The sequence below is a fragment of the Streptomyces sp. NPDC021212 genome, from assembly GCF_044332925.1.
GTDB lineage: Bacteria > Actinomycetota > Actinomycetes > Streptomycetales > Streptomycetaceae > Streptomyces.
The window spans coordinates 403182-417042 of sequence record NZ_JBIRPZ010000001.1 but is presented as its reverse complement, the minus strand read 5'-3'; the positions used below and the strand labels follow the sequence as shown (position 1 = coordinate 417042).

Here is a 13861-nt window from a genome sequence, read left to right as displayed (position 1 = left end):
TCCTGGGCACATCGCCATGGTCATCGCCGGGCGCCCTGTCGTGCTTCCGGTAATCTGCCAACCAATGCCGGAAATCCGCCACGAGCCCGTGGCGCCGACCCGCACCCAGTGGCTGGCGCCCGGAGCCGCCATCGACGCCCACCGCCACGACGACCACCAGATCGTCTACGCGGGCCGCGGTGTGCTGGCCGTGACGACCAGCACCGGCACCTGGATCGCGCCGGGTACGCGCGCCATCTGGGTACCGGCCGGCACCGTGCACGCCCACCAGGCCCACGGCGAACTCGAACTGCACCTGGTCGGCCTGCCCGCGAGCGACAATCCGCTCGGTCTGGACGAGCCGACCGTGCTGGCGGTCGGGCCCCTCCTCCGTGAACTGATCCTCGTCTACACCCACACCCCGCACGACCGCAGTCCCGAACGCGGGCGGCTGCGGGCCGTGTTGCTCGACCAGTTGCGGGCCTCGCCCCAGCAGCCGCTGCACCTGCCCACCCCGACCACCCTGCTGCTGAAGGCGGTGTGCGAGATCCTGCGCGCCGATCCGGCCGACGGCCGCACGCTGGCCGCACTGGGCAAAGAGGTCGGGGCCAGCGACCGCACGCTCTCCCGCCACTTCAAGGCCGACCTCGGCATGACCTTCCCGCAGTGGCGCACCCAACTGCGCCTGCACCACGCGTTGATCCTGCTTGCCGAGGACCTTTCGGTGACCACCGTGGCGCACCGGTGCGGCTGGTCGTCCGCCAGCGCGTTCATCGATGTGTTCCGCCGTACGTTCGGGCACACTCCGGGCACCCATCAGCCGGGGCCCGGCTGAGCCGTCACGAGCTGGTGAGAATGACGAGTTGCCGCGTCGCCCGGGTCATCGCCACATAGCGGTCGACCGCTCCTTCGATGCCCTCGCCGAACTCCTCCGGGTCGACGAGCACGACCAGGTCGAATTCGAGCCCCTTCGACAACTCCGGGGTGAGCGACCGGACGCGGGACGTCGCCCGGAAAGAGGGCTCGCCGATGACGCAGGCGGTCCCCTCGGCGTGTGCGGCGAGCCACGTGTCGAGGATCGCGCTCAGATCCGCGGCGGATCCGTGAGTGACGGGGACGTTGCCACCGCGGATCGACGTGGGCACGTTGGCATCCGGAAGCGCGGCCCGGATGACCGGCTCGGCCTCCGCCATGATTTCCTCCGGCGTCCGGTAATTGACGCTCAGGGAGGCCAGGTTGATCCGGTCGAGCCCGACCCGCTCCAGCCGTTCCCGCCACGACTCCGTGAACCCGTGCCTGGCCTGGGCACGGTCCCCGACGATGGTGAAGCTCCGGGACGGGCACCGCAGCAGCAGCATCTGCCACTCCGCGTCGGTCAGTTCCTGGGCCTCGTCCACGACGATGTGCGCGAACGGACCGGCCAGCAGGTCCGGGTCGGCGCCGGGCAGTGCGGCCTCGTCGACCAGGGCGTCCTGGAAGTCCTCGCCACGCAGCATCGTCACCAGACCTACGCCGTACTCGTCATCCGCGGCCTCCCTCAGGTTGTCCACGACACTGGCCATGTGCTCGCGTTCGGCGGCGGCAGCGGCCTCCTGCCGACGCTTCCGCCGGGCCGCCTCCGGGTCGCCGAGCCGCTGCCGCGCCGCGTCCAGCAACGGCAGGTCGGACACCGTCCAGGCTTGGGGAGCCTCCTTGCGCCGCAGCTTCGACACGTCCTCGGGGCCGAGCCAGGGAGCGCACATCCGCAGGTAGGCGGGCACGGACCACAGGTCGCCGACGAGGTCGGCCGCTTCGATCAGCGGCCACGCGCGGTTGAGGGTCGTGACCAGTTCCTCGTCGTGCTGCAGCGACCTCCGGAACAGGTCGGGCGAGATCTCACCGTCGAGGCCGTGGAGCTTGTCCAGCAGGATCGTGGCCAGCTCCGCCCAGATCTGCTCGCGCGCCTCGTTGTGCGGGGTGCCCGGCTCCGGTGCGTCGAACGCCTCGGCCCAGTCGTCGGCGCTCAGCCAGATGTCGGCCCAGTCGGTCGTGACCGTCATTCCCTCGTCGGGCGGCTCCTCGTAGAACCTCACGGCCTTCTCGATCGCCGCCACCATGTCAGCGGACGACTTCAGGCGGGCCACCTCCGGGTCGGCCTCGATCGCCGCTCCGGCTCCCTCGGCGACGAGGTCCCGCAGCGTGCAGATCTGCACGCCCTCCTCTCCGAGGCTGGGCAGGACGTCGGAGACATAGGCCAGATAGGGCTGGTGCGGGCCGACGAACAGGACGCCGCCCCGGCGGTGCCCGAGGCGGGGGTCGGAGTAGAGGAGGTAGGCGGAGCGGTGCAGGGCGACGACGGTCTTCCCCGTGCCCGGGCCGCCGTCCACGACGAGAGCGCCGCGGGATCCCGCCCGGATGATGGCGTCCTGGTCGGCCTGGATGGTGCCGAGCACATCCCGCATCCGTGGCGACCGGTTGCCGCCCAGGCCGGCGATGAACGCGGACTGGTCGTCCAGCGCGGCGTGCCCGGCGAACCCGTCCGGGGTGAACACCTCGTCCCAGTAGTCGCTGACCCGTCCGAGAGTCCAGCGATATCTGCGGCGGCTGGCCAGCCCCATCGGGTTGGCGTGGGTGGCCCCGAAGAACGGCTCGGCCGCGGGGGAACGCCAGTCGAGCAGCAGCTGACGGCCCGCGCTGTCCTTGAGGCCGAGCCGCCCGACGTACACGGGCTCGGCGTCGCCCTCGCCGACCATGTGTCCGAGGCAAAGATCCAGCCCGAAGCGACGCAGTGCGCGCAGGCGGGCGCTGAGCCGGTGGATCTCCGTGTCCCGGTCCATCGCGTGCCGGCCGATGCCGCCGGGCGCCTTGCGCGCGGCATCGAGGCTGTCGGAGAGATCGGCGATCGACTGCGCGAGACACTCCGCGATGGCCGCGAAGTGCCGCTCATCCCCGGCGATCAGCGCCGGGTCGGCCTTGGGCGAGAGGCGGTCGGGAAGATCGAACGCGTTGCTGGGTCCGCTCGCCCCGTGCTCCGACAACAACACACGCACGTCGCGCTCCGTTTCCGCAGGTCCTGGCTTCGGACGGGAAATTCTGCGGCACGATGGGGGCCTTGCCGCAAGGCCCCCGGTGCGCTATATGTTAAGAGTGGCGGGGAGTGGGTTGCGTCTACACGCCCCCTGTCGCCTGAGCTGTGCACGCCGGATGGCCCCGTGCTCCGTTGGCCTCGCGCCCGCGTCGATCCCGCTTCGCTTCCGTCCTGCTCCGCCTCGATTCGGCTTCGCTTTGTTCCTGCTTCGCCTTGATCCTGCGTGGACGCCCCCGAATAGGACAGAATCAAGGAGACCGTCGTCACAAGGGTGGCTTGGTGCGGATCGACGTAGCGGTGAGTGGCGGCGAGGAGGAGCTGCGTTCGCTCCACGACTGGCTGAGACGGGATCCGTCCGTACGCCGCGGCGCCCAGGTGGAGCTGGCCCGAGCCGCGCCGTCGCCGGGCCAGATGGGTGTGCTCACCGACGTGCTGCAACTGGTCACCGACAACGCCGAGCACGATCTGGCGCGGCTCCCGGCTGACCAACGTCCATACGAGCGAGGCGTGGGAAGGCGACTACGACTTCGCCTCACTGGGTGTTGACGACTAGGTTCCGCGTTCCACCCCACCGGCCACTGACCCCGGGCGGGCGGAACTCCCTATGCTGACCGCGTGATCGATTTACCGCTTTCCGCGCTGGAAGTCGCGATGGTCCAGGCCGGTACGCGGGCGGTGGACACGTTACGTGACACCACCGCCTTTGCCCGGCGTCTCGACGCCCTCGGCTACCGGCGGCTCTGGTACGCCGAACACCACCACTCCCCCGCCATCGGCGCGTTTCCGCCCGTCGTCCTGACCGCCCATGCCGCCGCGTCGACGTCGGCCATCCGCCTGGGCTCCGGGGGCGTGCTCGCCCCCAACCACGCCCCGATCATGCTGGCCGAACAGTTCGGCACCCTTGCCGCGCTGCACCCCGACCGGATCGATCTGGGCATCGGCCGCGGCCCCGGCACCTTCGACGAGCCGACCGCCCGGGCGCTGCGGCGTGGCGCAGGGCCGACGACGGACGACGCGTACCGGGACGACGTGGCGGCGACGCTGCGATTCCTGGTCGACGAAGTGGCGCTCGGTGCGCTCCCCGAACCGTGGCTGCTGGCGTCCAGCACCGCCGGTGCCGCGCTCGCCGCGGAACTCGGCCTGCCCCTCGCCTTCGCGCACCACATCCGTCCCGACAACACCCTCGCCGCACTCGGCCACTACCGGGCCCACTTCTCTTCTTCCGCGTGGTGTGCACGCCCGCGCGTGCTGGTGTGCGTGGAAACGATCTGCGCCGAGACGCAAGAGGAGACGGACCGGCTGGCCGGCCCGATGAACGTCGTCAAGGCCGGACTCCTCAAGGGACGGAGCGAGGCCCCCTTCCCCTCGCCCGAGGAGGCAGCCGCGCACCCCTTCACGGCGGAGGAGCGGCAGGCGCTGGCGGCCTTCCTGGCCCATCAGGCACACGGCACACCCGAGACGGCCGTACGCCGCCTGGCGGACGTGGCGGAGGCGACCGATGCGGACGAACTGATGCTCGTCACGCCGGTCCACGCGCTGGCGGCCCGCCTGCGGTCGTACGAACTCGTGATGCGGCACGCCACGGACTACTCCGCCCCGGGCTCGAAGTCTTCCACGAAGTAGCTGTCGTGCCGGATGCGGAACTGCTTGAGTTCCTCGCCCCCGCGCTGTGACATCTCCGCGACCCGCTCGAAGTACTCCTCGCGCGGGGCGCCCGGGGAGAAGAGCAGGAGCATGGACGTGGGCTCGTCGGTCACGTTCTTGAAGGCGTGCAGGCCGCCGACGGGCACGTGCAGGAAGTCACCCGCGCGGCCCGTGACCCACTTCTCGCCGTTGTAGAGCTCCAGTTCGCCGGAGAGAATGTAGAAGGACTCCGACATCGCCTTGTGGAAGTGGGTCTCGGGGCCACCGGCCCGAGGCCCCAACTCGACCTTGTACAGGCCGAATTCGCCACCGGTCGAGGCGCTGGTGGCGAGGTAATGGGTGGAGCTGCCGCCGGGCGCGGAGATGTCCGGCGGGGTGTCGGCCCGCCGGAAGACCGCGTTCACCTCGCCCTCGGTGCCGTGGTAGCGGGGCTCCGGGTATGCGAAGTGTTCCGGGTACGACATGATGCGCTCCTCTCGGCAGATCTCCGCACATGGTGCCTCTCACCACGAAAAGGAGGCATCGGACTCGCGGATGATCTCGAGTCCCGCGGGCCGAGGGCCAGGGACCCAGTACGTCCATGCCGGGCGGCGGCGACACGACCTGAGGGGAGTTGCCCCGTTACGCACCATCCGTTGCCCTAGCATGCTCCCTAGGCTCGCGTCTGACCTGTCTGCCCGTTTCCGGAGGTGCCGTGCGAGAGCAGAAGATGTACTGCTACACCTGCCGATCCGACGAACAACACCGGCGCCTCACCCCCGACGAAAAGACCTGGCTCAGGAACCGCACAGGCCGTAAGACGGTCGAGGAGTTCTTCATGTGCACGGCGCCGGACTGCCGCAACCTGCGGACCGGTTTCCACCAGCACCCCTTCGATCCGGTGATCCGGGTGCCTTTGCCCGACTGACCCTCCACGAGCGCAATCGATAGGTTGTGCGCATGAATGCGCATGACGGTGTGGCCGCCGGTACACGGGCCTGGGTGGAGCAGCGGGTGGGCGGAGGGTGCCGGGTCGACGGTGCAGAACGGCTGCGCGGCGGGTGGACCTCGGAGATGCGGCGGCTGCGCGTCAGCGGCCCCGGAACACCCCAGTGGCTCGTGCTGAGATCGTTCGTCAAGCCCTTCTTCGTCCGCGCCGCGAAGGGGTTACTCACGCGCGAGGCGGACATCTTGCGTCTGCTCGCGGAGACCGATGTGCCGGTGGCCGCCTTCAAGGGTGTCGATGCGACCGCGGCGTACTGCGATCACCCGTCCTTGCTGATGTCACTCCTGCCGGGAACGGTGCGGCTGGACGAAGAGGAGGCGGGGCTGCGGGCCGAACTTCTGGCGCGCCAGCTGCTCGCCATTCACCACGTGCGGGTCCCGGCCGAGTCCCGGCCGCGCGTCTACGAGGCCTGGACCTCACCCGAGCACGTGCGACTGCCCGAATCCACCGGGCGACCGGAGGTGTGGCGGCGCGCGGTGGACATCATCCGCCGCGATCCCCCGGCCTACCAGCCCTGTTTCCTGCACCGGGACTTCCACCCCGGCAATGTGCTCTTCACCGGGCAGGGCCCCGATCTGGAGATCAGCGGTGTCGTCGACTGGGTGGAGACGTCCTGGGGGCCGGCCGATCTGGACGTGGCGCACTGCTCCACGAATCTCGCGCTCCTGTACGGCGCTCAGGAGGGCATGCGGTTCGCCGAGCGCTATCTGGCGTCCGGTGGCACATTGACCGAGGACCCGGCGGCTCACCTCTACTGGCGTGTCCTGGACGCGCTCGCGTTCGCTCCGGACGCCGAGATGGTCGCGGGCCCGTGGCAGGATCTGGGGCGCGACGACCTGACTCCCGCTCTGCTCACCGGCAGGCTGGAGGACTATCTCGACGCACTCCTGCGCCGGTTCGACCGCTGATCTTCAACCGGTCGTGGCCGGGCGGAGGGTGCGGCAGGAGCCGATGAAGTCGAGCAGGTGGTCGACGCGTTCGCTGCGGGGGGTGTCGACGGCTCGGTTGATGACCTTGATCAGGTGCTTGCGGTGGTAGTCGGCGGTGAGGTGGGCACCGCGCGGATGGACAGGCCCGCTGCCTCGGCGGCGGCGACGAGTTCGGACAGCGGGTGCAGATCGCCGGAGCCGAAGATGCGGTGGCCGATGAAGTCGGTGACGGGGCGTTCGTCGAACGTCCGGCGGATGTGGGTCGCGCCCAGCGGGCGGCCGCCCGCGCCGTCCACGACGGTGGCGCGGCCGTGGCGAGTTCGGCTGCTCGGACCAGCCCCGGAGTGGCCGGCACCAGCCGACGCAGCGCCGTGTCCATGGCGGTCAGCCTGGCCCGGAGGACGTCGTGCGGGGTGGCGTGGTCCCACAGCGCGGGCGCCGACCGGGACACGGGCGCCGGGTGGTAGCACACCGAGGTCGCGGCGGCGCCGATGGCGCCCAGCGGCGCGGCCCGGCAGCCGAAGGGCGCGCGGTCCGCGTTGTCAGTGCCCGCTGCGATGCTGCCGGCATGACTCCGTTAACCCTGCTCGACCTCGACAAGGCCCTGCGAGCCGGCTGGGCCGCCGACACCTGTTCGCCCGACGACCTGGCCGACTGGCAGCCGGGCAACCCGGCCAAGGGCCACTGCGACATCACCGCTCTGGTCGTCTGCGACGTCTTCGGCGGTGATCTCGTGGTCGGGGAGGTGTACCGCGCCGACGGGTCCCGGCGCGGATCCCACCGGTGGAACCGGCTGCCCAGCGGCGTCGAACTCGACCTGACGCGCGAGCAGTTCACGGACGGGCAGACGGTCACGGCCGCCCGTGTCGTCCCGCGCCCGCCGGGCCCCCTGCCGCGCCGCTGGGAGGAGTACCTCCTGCTGCGTGAGCGGGTCATCGAGCGCGTGGGCCCGCTCCCGGAGCCCGTCTGACCGCCTGCGTACCGACCACGGGCGAGGCGGTCAGCGAGCCGGTCACCACCTCGGCGGCGGCGATGCCGGAGACCCGGGTGGCGCCGTAGGTGACCAGATCGGCGGGGTCGCCCGCGCCGTCCAGGGGGAACCCCATCTCCACGACGACGGCGTCCGGGCGGCCGCGCAGCAGGCCCGTCACGGCCTCGGACATCCAGCGGTGCCGGGCCGCGTCGCGCACCACGACGATGAGGACACGGCCGACGGCGGGGGCCAGCACCTCGCGTTCCAGCGCCCGGCCGGCGTGATCGATGTCGGCCTCCGTCAGGCGCACCGATGTGGTCGTGGGCCGCAGCCGGCACAGCGGTGCGGCGAGCCCCCAGGGCGTCCGGCCGTCCACGGCGAGGCTCATCACCGGGCAGAACTCCACCACATGGACGTCACCGGACACCGGCAGCACCTCGGGGGCGCCCGGGCGACGGCGCACCCGGACGGCCCGGCGCGCGGCGGCCAGGCCGATGTCGGAGCGCGTGGCATCGGGTGTGACGGCTCGCGCCCGCTCCCCGGACCAGGCGGCGAACCGCCGCATCCGTTCCGCCGCTTCGGCCAGCCGCTCCTCCGCCAGGTCGCCTTCGCGCACGGCGCGGACGACGGCGTCGACCAGCCCTTCGGTGACGGCCTGCCCGGCGTTCTCACCGCCCACGCACACGGCGTCCGCGCCAGCGGCCAGCGCCTTGACGGTGGCTCCGCCGATGCCGTAGCGATCGGCGACCGCGCCCATCTCGATGGCGTCGGTCACCACCAGGCCGGTGAAGCCGAGTTCCGTCCGCAGCAGATCCACCAGTACACGGCGGCTGAGCGTGGCGGGCAGCTCCGGGTCGTACGCCGGCACCAGCAGATGTGCCGTCATCACCGCGCGGACGCCCGCCTCCAGCGCGGCGATGAACGGCGGCAGCGCGGTCCGGGCGATCTCCTCGGCGCCGGCGGCCACCGTGGGCAGGCCGTGGTGGGAGTCGACGGCCGTGTCGCCGTGGCCGGGGAAGTGCTTCGCACAGGCGGCCACCCCGGCGGACTGCAAACCGCGGATCCATGCGGCGGTGTGCCGGGAGACGACATCGGTGCGCGCGCCGAAGGAGCGCACGCCGATGACCGGGTTGAGCGCGTTGGAGTTGACGTCGGCGCTCGGCGCGTAGTTCATCGAGATCCCGGACGCGTGCAGTTCGCGGCCGACGTCACGGGCCACGCGCTCCGTCAGGTCGACGTCGTCCACCGTGCCCAGTGCCAGGTTTCCCGGCCGGGTGGCGCCGGACAGCGCCTCGATGCGGGTGACGTCTCCCGCCTCCTCGTCGATGGCGATGACCAGGTCCGGGTTTTCCGCGCGGAGTTCCGCGGTGAGCGCGGCGACCTGCTCGCCGTCCACGAGGTTCCGGCCGAACAGCACGACCGAGTGCAGGCCCTCGGCAATCCTGCGGCGCACCCAGTCCGGAGCGGTGGTCCCCGCGAAGCCGGGTTGCAGCACGGCATGCGCCAGCCGCGCCAGTTCCGGCTTGCTACTCGCTCCCATGGCAGGGCCTCCGAGGCATAAAGAGCGCGCCGCCGCCGCGGACTCGACGGCTCGACACAGATCACCAGGATGTTGGCCTAGACCATTAGGGGTGTCAAGGTGTCTCCTCCATCGGTGGGGACAGCCAACCGACTCTCACCCGCCCCGGATGCCCTGCCCGTTCCGGCCCCGGGACCACGGTGCGGATGCGCGGGCAACTGACCGAGCTGTGAGCGTCGGCCCGGGACTCGCGTATTACGCCGCCGGAAAAATGTGAGCACAGTTTCTGCGTCCCGTGCGCCCCTGGCCGGTGAGCGGAGTCCCAGATGAGGTTCGGCCTCGCGATCACGAACGACTTTCCTCCGGGCGTGATCCCCGCGCAGCGGATCGACGCCCTGCGCGAGCAGGTGGCGGCGGCCCGGGAGGCCGGGTTCTCCTCGGTGTGGATGCTGCCTCGACCATCTCTCCGGAGGCCGTGTCGTCGCGGGCTTCGGCATGGGCTACGGGAGAACGAGTTCCGGTCGTTCGGGATCCCGATGGACGAACGCAAGCCCCGCTACGAGGAGGCCATCGAGGTGATCCGCGCCCTGTGGTCCGGCGAGCCGATCCACCACACGGGCGCCCTCGGACCGGGGCCCCTCCGTGGTGAACGCCTCGTCGGTGGCGGGACTGACGGGATACCCGGCGGCCGCGTACGCCGCCGGCAAGGGCGGGGTGATCCAGCTGACCCGCGCATGCGCCATCGACCTGGCGCCCGACGTGCGGTGCAACTGCTACTGCCCGGGCTCCGTGGACACCCCCATGAGCCGCGCCCGCCTGTGCATCGCCGAGGACCGCGCTGCGCAGGAGCGGCGGATGTCGGGCACCCACCTGATCCCGCGCATGGGGCGGCCGGAGGAAGTGGCCAAGCTGGCCTGTTTCCTGGCCTCGGACGACGCGTCGTTCATCACCGGCGCCGCCCACGCCGTGGACGGCGGTACGACGGCGTGGCGCGGCATGCGCGACTGACGCGCCGCGGAGCACACCCCAGAACTATGCGCATGGTTATTGACTTGGGCTGAACCCACACGTCATGTTGGGGCGACGAACCGGACCGCACGACCGAACGAGGAGCCGTGGCGATGTCTGAGCAGATCCGGCAATGCCCCGTGAGTCACACCGACTACCGGGCCACCACCGCTCCCGCCGGACACTACGCGCTCCTCGACCACGAGCGTGAGGCGAGCCGCTACCTCTTCAACAACACCACGGAGCGCGGTTTCTGGATGCTGAGACGGTATGACGATGTCCTCGAGGGCTTCCAGAACCCGGACACGTTCACCAACGAGGTCACCAGCGCGCTCAACCCCGAACGCGGCATCGACCTGCTTCCCCAGCAGCTCGGCGGGGAGGAGCACGCACGACTCCGCCGCGTGGTCAATCCGTATTTCTCCCCGGCCGCGGTCCGCCGCATGGAGCCCTTCGCCACCGCACGCTGCATCGAGCTGATCGAGGAGCTGAGACCCAAGGGGATGTGCGACTTCGTGGCCGAGTTCGCCATCCGCTACCCCACCGACGTCTTCCTCGACCTGCTCGGCCTGCCCACCTCGGACGGGGCGTTCTTCGTGCCCTGGGTCGAGGACGTCTTCGGCGGAATCTTCACCGGCGACGCGGAGCGCGCCCGCGCCGCGTCGGCCAGGATCACCGACTACTTCGACGCGCGGGTCAAGGAGCGCCGCCGCAACCCGCTCGACCCCTCCGTGGACCTCGTGTCCCGCCTGGTCCAGGCCCGTCGCGGGGCCGACGAGGAGCCGCTCACCCACGACGAGATCCTCACCGTCTGCCTGACGCTCACGATGGCGGGGCTCGACACCACCCGCAGCGCGCTCGGCTACATGTTCTGGCACCTCGCGCAGCACGACGACGACCGCGCGACCCTCACCGGGGACCCGGACGTCGTGCCCGCCGCCGTGGAGGAATTCATACGGCTCTACCCGCTCGTCATCCAGGCCGGGCGCGAGGTGTCCCGCCCCGTCGATCTCGACGGGCTGCATCTGGACGCGGGCGAGGTGGTCTGGCTCGGCATCGGGTCGGCCAACCGCGATCCGCGCAAGTTCCCCGAGCCCGAGACGTTCCGGCTCGGCCGCAAGGGCGTCAACCAGCACCTCGGGTTCGGCGCCGGTCCGCACCGCTGCCTCGGCATGCACCTGGCCCGGGTCGAGCTGGCCATCGTGCTGCGCGAATGGCACAAGCGCATCCCCCACTACCGCATAGCGTCCGGCAGACCGCTCGTGGAGCGGGGCAGTCAGCTGACGCTCATGAGCCTGCCGCTGGAGTGGGACGCATGACCGCCAGGCTCCGCCTCGACGCGGCCCGCTGCACCGGCCACGGGCGCTGCTACGCCGTCGCACCCGATCTGCTGAGCGACGACGAGGAGGGGTTCGTCGAGCAGCGCGGCACCGACCTCCCCGTGCCCGCCCCGCTGCTGGGCCAGGCGGCCGAGGCCGAGAGCGCCTGCCCCGAGATGGCGATCACCCTGCTCGGTGAGACGTCCGAGAGCACATCTCCGGGCAGGGAGCCGTGACCGGCCGCCTCGAAGGCCACGTGGCCGTCGTCACCGGGGGCCTGTCCGGGATCGGCGCCGCGACCGTACGCCACTTCCTGGACGAGGGCGCCGCCGTCGTCGCGGGCGATCTGCGCGGCCCCGCCCCGGACGATCCCGGCGGCATCCCGGCCGACCACGACGGGCGCCTCACCGTGCTCACCGCGGACGTCGCCGCCGAGGACGACGTCCGGGCGCTGGTCGACGAGGCGGTACGGCGCTACGGGCAGCTCGACATCATGTTCAACAACGCCGCGGTCCTCGGGGCCATCGGGCCGATCGGCACGGCCGACATGGCCGAGGTGGACCGTACCTTCGCGGTCGATCTGCGCGGAGTGTTCCTCGGCATGAAGCACGCCGCCCGGGTGATGCGGCCCAGGCAGGCCGGCTCCATCATCTCGACCTCCAGCCCGGCGGGGCTCTCCGGCGGCCAGGGGCCGCACGCCTACAGCGCGGCCAAGGCGGCGGTCATCGGCCTCACCCAGTCCGTGGCCGCCGAGCTGCGCGGCGACCTGATCCGCGTCAACGCCGTCGTCCCCGGCGCGACCGTCACCGCGATGATGGCCGACCTCACCACCGGGGACGCGGCCGACCTCGCGGGTGCGGAGCGGAAGATGGCGGAGACCGCGTGGAGGGGACGGCCCATCCAGGCCGACGACATCGCCGAGGCGGTCACCTTCCTGGCCTCGGACGCCGCGCGCTTCATCACCGGGGAGACCCTGTGCGTGGACGGGGGCATGACCAGCGCGCCCGGGTCCTCGCCCTTTCTCGCCGAGCGCTTCGCGGACACCTCCGCCATCTTCGAAGCCGGACGCAGGAGCCCGCGCCGATGATGCCGGAACACGTACGGGTCCTCGACGGCTGCTGGGCGCCCATCCGTACCTGATCTACACCTCCATCACGCCGTTCGGGCTCACCGGCCCCAAGGCGCACTACGCCGACAGCGACCTCGTGCTCTGGGCGGCCGGAGGCCCGCTCGCCCCGCACCGGGCGGGCGACCGGCCGCCCGGTGCGGATCAGCGTCCCGCAGGCGTATCTGCACGCGTCGCAGTGCGAGCGCCGCCAGGTGCGCACCACGGTGGGCCGGGTGGAGTTGCGCTGCCACCGGTACGAGCCGGGCTCGGGCGACCCCGAGGCGGGCACGCCGCTGCCCGGCCTCGCCGGCCTTCCCCGGACGGATAAGGGCATGAGCGCAACCCTGATAAGGGTTCCGGTATACTCCGTCCCATGGAGGGACCTTGGCTGTCAGGTGAGGAAATGGCGCCGACGAAAACACTGAAACGCGGAGCCAAGGTCGCCGAGGCGCTGGCGCAGGAGATCGTCCACGACATCGTGAAGCGCAAGCTTCCCCCGGGCACGCTGTTGCCCTCCGAGGCGCAGATGATCGAGGACTACGGCGTCGGGCGCGGCTCGCTCCGCGAGGCGCTGCGGATCCTCGAAGTCCACGGGCTCATCACGATGAAGCCGGGGCGCAACGGCGGCCCGATGGTCATCGAGGTGCGCACCCGTGACTACGGCCGGATGTCGACGCTCTTCTACCACCTCGGCGGCGTCACTTTCAGTGAACTGCTGGAGGCGCGGCTGGTGATGGAGGCGACGATGGCCCGGCTCGCCGCCGAGCGGAACGCGCCGGAGCTGGGTGAGCAGCTGGCCGAGTCGTGCGAGAAGTCCGTGGTGGACGACGACGATGAGTACTTCGCCGCCACCCACGACTTCCACCGCAAGGTGTCGTCCATGTCGGGGAACCCGATTCTCAACCTGGTGAGCATGTCGCTCGAGGACATCTTCCACGACCAGGTCAGCGGTTTCCTCTTCCCGCCCGACCGGCGTGAGGACGTGCAGGCCACGCACGCGGCCATCGCGCGGGCCATCGCCAAGGGCCAGGCCGCGACGGCGGAGCGGCTGATGCGCCAGCACATGCAGGAGTACGGGGACTACGTGCGCAGGCGCCATCCCCACCTCGTCGACCAGGTCGTCAACTGGCGCTGAGCCCCGGATCACGTTCTACACCGGGCTCGTCCGCGCCTACGAGCGGGCCGCCGCCGAGGGCAGCGGCGCGGTGCGCTTACCAGGGTCTGCACATCGACAGGGCCCACTACGACAAGGCCGTCCGGTGGCTCGCGACGCGGCGAGACCGGTTCACGGGGTGAGCCCGGTGGCATCGGCGGTGTGGTCGAAGGTGCC

15 protein-coding genes and 3 pseudogenes are annotated in these 13861 nt (G+C 71.1%); 13 read left to right on the top strand and 5 right to left on the bottom strand.

Annotated features, from left to right (window positions below; genetic code table 11):
* The first annotated feature begins 64 nt into the window (after positions 1-64).
* The gene (locus ACH4SI_RS01835) at positions 65-814 is read left to right on the top strand and encodes an AraC family transcriptional regulator (protein ID WP_398291433.1); all 750 of its coding nucleotides are present in this window, start codon (positions 65-67) and stop codon (positions 812-814) included.
* Between the two features lie 4 nt (positions 815-818).
* Here the strand turns inward: ACH4SI_RS01835 and helR are convergent, their stop codons facing one another.
* Positions 819-3002 (bottom strand): RNA polymerase recycling motor ATPase HelR, encoded by a 2184-nt coding sequence (gene helR / locus ACH4SI_RS01830; protein WP_398292308.1) that lies wholly within the window; start codon positions 3000-3002, stop codon positions 819-821.
* 323 nt (positions 3003-3325) lie between these two features.
* Between helR and ACH4SI_RS01825 the strand changes: the two genes are divergently transcribed.
* Complete coding sequence (locus tag ACH4SI_RS01825) at positions 3326-3592, top strand: hypothetical protein (protein WP_398291431.1); 267 nt, start codon at positions 3326-3328, stop codon at positions 3590-3592.
* A gap of 69 nt (positions 3593-3661) precedes the next feature.
* Complete coding sequence (locus tag ACH4SI_RS01820; protein WP_398291429.1) at positions 3662-4669, top strand: MsnO8 family LLM class oxidoreductase; 1008 nt, start codon at positions 3662-3664, stop codon at positions 4667-4669.
* Here ACH4SI_RS01820 and ACH4SI_RS01815 read toward each other — a convergent pair.
* Complete coding sequence (locus tag ACH4SI_RS01815; RefSeq protein ID WP_398291427.1) at positions 4633-5154, bottom strand: cupin domain-containing protein; 522 nt, start codon at positions 5152-5154, stop codon at positions 4633-4635. The two genes, ACH4SI_RS01820 and ACH4SI_RS01815, sit on opposite strands and share 37 nt — an antisense overlap.
* Before the next feature lie 245 nt (positions 5155-5399).
* Between ACH4SI_RS01815 and ACH4SI_RS01810 the strand changes: the two genes are divergently transcribed.
* Both ACH4SI_RS01810 and ACH4SI_RS01805 read left to right on the top strand, forming a co-directional pair.
* Positions 5400-5597 carry a hypothetical protein gene (locus tag ACH4SI_RS01810; RefSeq protein WP_398292306.1) on the top strand — a complete coding sequence of 66 codons (198 nt, stop codon included), beginning with the start codon at positions 5400-5402 and terminating at the stop codon, positions 5595-5597.
* Between the two features lie 32 nt (positions 5598-5629).
* A complete protein-coding gene (locus ACH4SI_RS01805; RefSeq protein ID WP_398291425.1) occupies positions 5630-6583 on the top strand; it encodes a phosphotransferase family protein in 954 nt (317 codons plus the stop codon).
* Positions 6584-6693: 110 nt separating this feature from the next.
* On the opposite strand, the gene ACH4SI_RS01800 is transcribed toward ACH4SI_RS01805, so the two are convergent.
* Positions 6694-6900, bottom strand: coding sequence for a hypothetical protein (locus tag ACH4SI_RS01800; RefSeq protein WP_398291423.1), 207 nt, complete (start codon positions 6898-6900; stop codon positions 6694-6696).
* 5 nt (positions 6901-6905) lie between these two features.
* Positions 6906-7097 (bottom strand): annotated as a pseudogene (locus ACH4SI_RS01795) (hypothetical protein); the annotation flags it as partial.
* A gap of 75 nt (positions 7098-7172) precedes the next feature.
* On the opposite strand from ACH4SI_RS01795, the gene ACH4SI_RS01790 reads away from it, so the two are divergent.
* On the top strand, positions 7173-7574 hold the full coding sequence (locus tag ACH4SI_RS01790) for a hypothetical protein (protein WP_398291421.1): 402 nt from the start codon (positions 7173-7175) through the stop codon (positions 7572-7574).
* On the opposite strand, the gene ACH4SI_RS01785 is transcribed toward ACH4SI_RS01790, so the two are convergent.
* Positions 7537-9117 carry a glycoside hydrolase family 3 protein gene (locus tag ACH4SI_RS01785; protein ID WP_398291419.1) on the bottom strand — a complete coding sequence of 527 codons (1581 nt, stop codon included), beginning with the start codon at positions 9115-9117 and terminating at the stop codon, positions 7537-7539. The genes ACH4SI_RS01790 and ACH4SI_RS01785 overlap by 38 nt on opposite strands.
* A 305-nt stretch (positions 9118-9422) precedes the next feature.
* Between ACH4SI_RS01785 and ACH4SI_RS01780 the strand changes: the two are divergent.
* The 7 genes and pseudogenes from ACH4SI_RS01780 to ACH4SI_RS01750 form a co-directional block, all read left to right on the top strand.
* Positions 9423-9707, top strand: a pseudogene (locus tag ACH4SI_RS01780) (LLM class flavin-dependent oxidoreductase); the annotation flags it as partial.
* 49 nt (positions 9708-9756) lie between these two features.
* Positions 9757-10104 carry an SDR family oxidoreductase gene (locus ACH4SI_RS01775; RefSeq protein WP_398291417.1) on the top strand — a complete coding sequence of 116 codons (348 nt, stop codon included), beginning with the start codon at positions 9757-9759 and terminating at the stop codon, positions 10102-10104.
* 113 nt (positions 10105-10217) lie between these two features.
* Positions 10218-11423, top strand: coding sequence for a cytochrome P450 (locus tag ACH4SI_RS01770; RefSeq protein ID WP_398291415.1), 1206 nt, complete (start codon positions 10218-10220; stop codon positions 11421-11423).
* Entirely contained in the window at positions 11420-11659 is a 240-nt protein-coding gene (locus tag ACH4SI_RS01765; protein ID WP_398291413.1) for a ferredoxin, read from the top strand. Before ACH4SI_RS01770 ends, ACH4SI_RS01765 begins: the two co-directional genes overlap by 4 nt.
* Entirely contained in the window at positions 11656-12510 is an 855-nt protein-coding gene (locus ACH4SI_RS01760; RefSeq protein ID WP_398291411.1) for an SDR family oxidoreductase, read from the top strand. The genes ACH4SI_RS01765 and ACH4SI_RS01760 overlap by 4 nt, the downstream gene beginning before the upstream one ends.
* Before the next feature lie 25 nt (positions 12511-12535).
* Positions 12536-12859, top strand: a pseudogene (locus ACH4SI_RS01755) (CoA transferase); the annotation flags it as partial.
* 75 nt (positions 12860-12934) lie between these two features.
* Positions 12935-13666, top strand: coding sequence for a FadR/GntR family transcriptional regulator (locus tag ACH4SI_RS01750; RefSeq protein ID WP_398291409.1), 732 nt, complete (start codon positions 12935-12937; stop codon positions 13664-13666).
* Positions 13667-13861: the final 195 nt, after the last annotated feature.

Bases quoted from the DNA above. Each gene is read 5' to 3' on its own strand.
- ACH4SI_RS01790 (WP_398291421.1), top strand. From the start codon at position 7,173: ATGACTCCGTTAACCCTGCTCGACCTCGACAAGGCCCTGCGAGCCGGC.
- ACH4SI_RS01765 (WP_398291413.1), top strand. From the start codon at position 11,420: ATGACCGCCAGGCTCCGCCTCGACGCGGCCCGCTGCACCGGCCACGGG.
- ACH4SI_RS01805 (WP_398291425.1), top strand. From the start codon at position 5,630: ATGAATGCGCATGACGGTGTGGCCGCCGGTACACGGGCCTGGGTGGAG.
- ACH4SI_RS01835 (WP_398291433.1), top strand. From the start codon at position 65: ATGCCGGAAATCCGCCACGAGCCCGTGGCGCCGACCCGCACCCAGTGG.
- ACH4SI_RS01810 (WP_398292306.1), top strand. From the start codon at position 5,400: ATGTACTGCTACACCTGCCGATCCGACGAACAACACCGGCGCCTCACC.
- ACH4SI_RS01815 (WP_398291427.1), bottom strand. From the start codon at position 5,154: ATGTCGTACCCGGAACACTTCGCATACCCGGAGCCCCGCTACCACGGC.
- ACH4SI_RS01750 (WP_398291409.1), top strand. From the start codon at position 12,935: ATGGCGCCGACGAAAACACTGAAACGCGGAGCCAAGGTCGCCGAGGCG.
- ACH4SI_RS01785 (WP_398291419.1), bottom strand. From the start codon at position 9,117: ATGGGAGCGAGTAGCAAGCCGGAACTGGCGCGGCTGGCGCATGCCGTG.
- ACH4SI_RS01770 (WP_398291415.1), top strand. From the start codon at position 10,218: ATGTCTGAGCAGATCCGGCAATGCCCCGTGAGTCACACCGACTACCGG.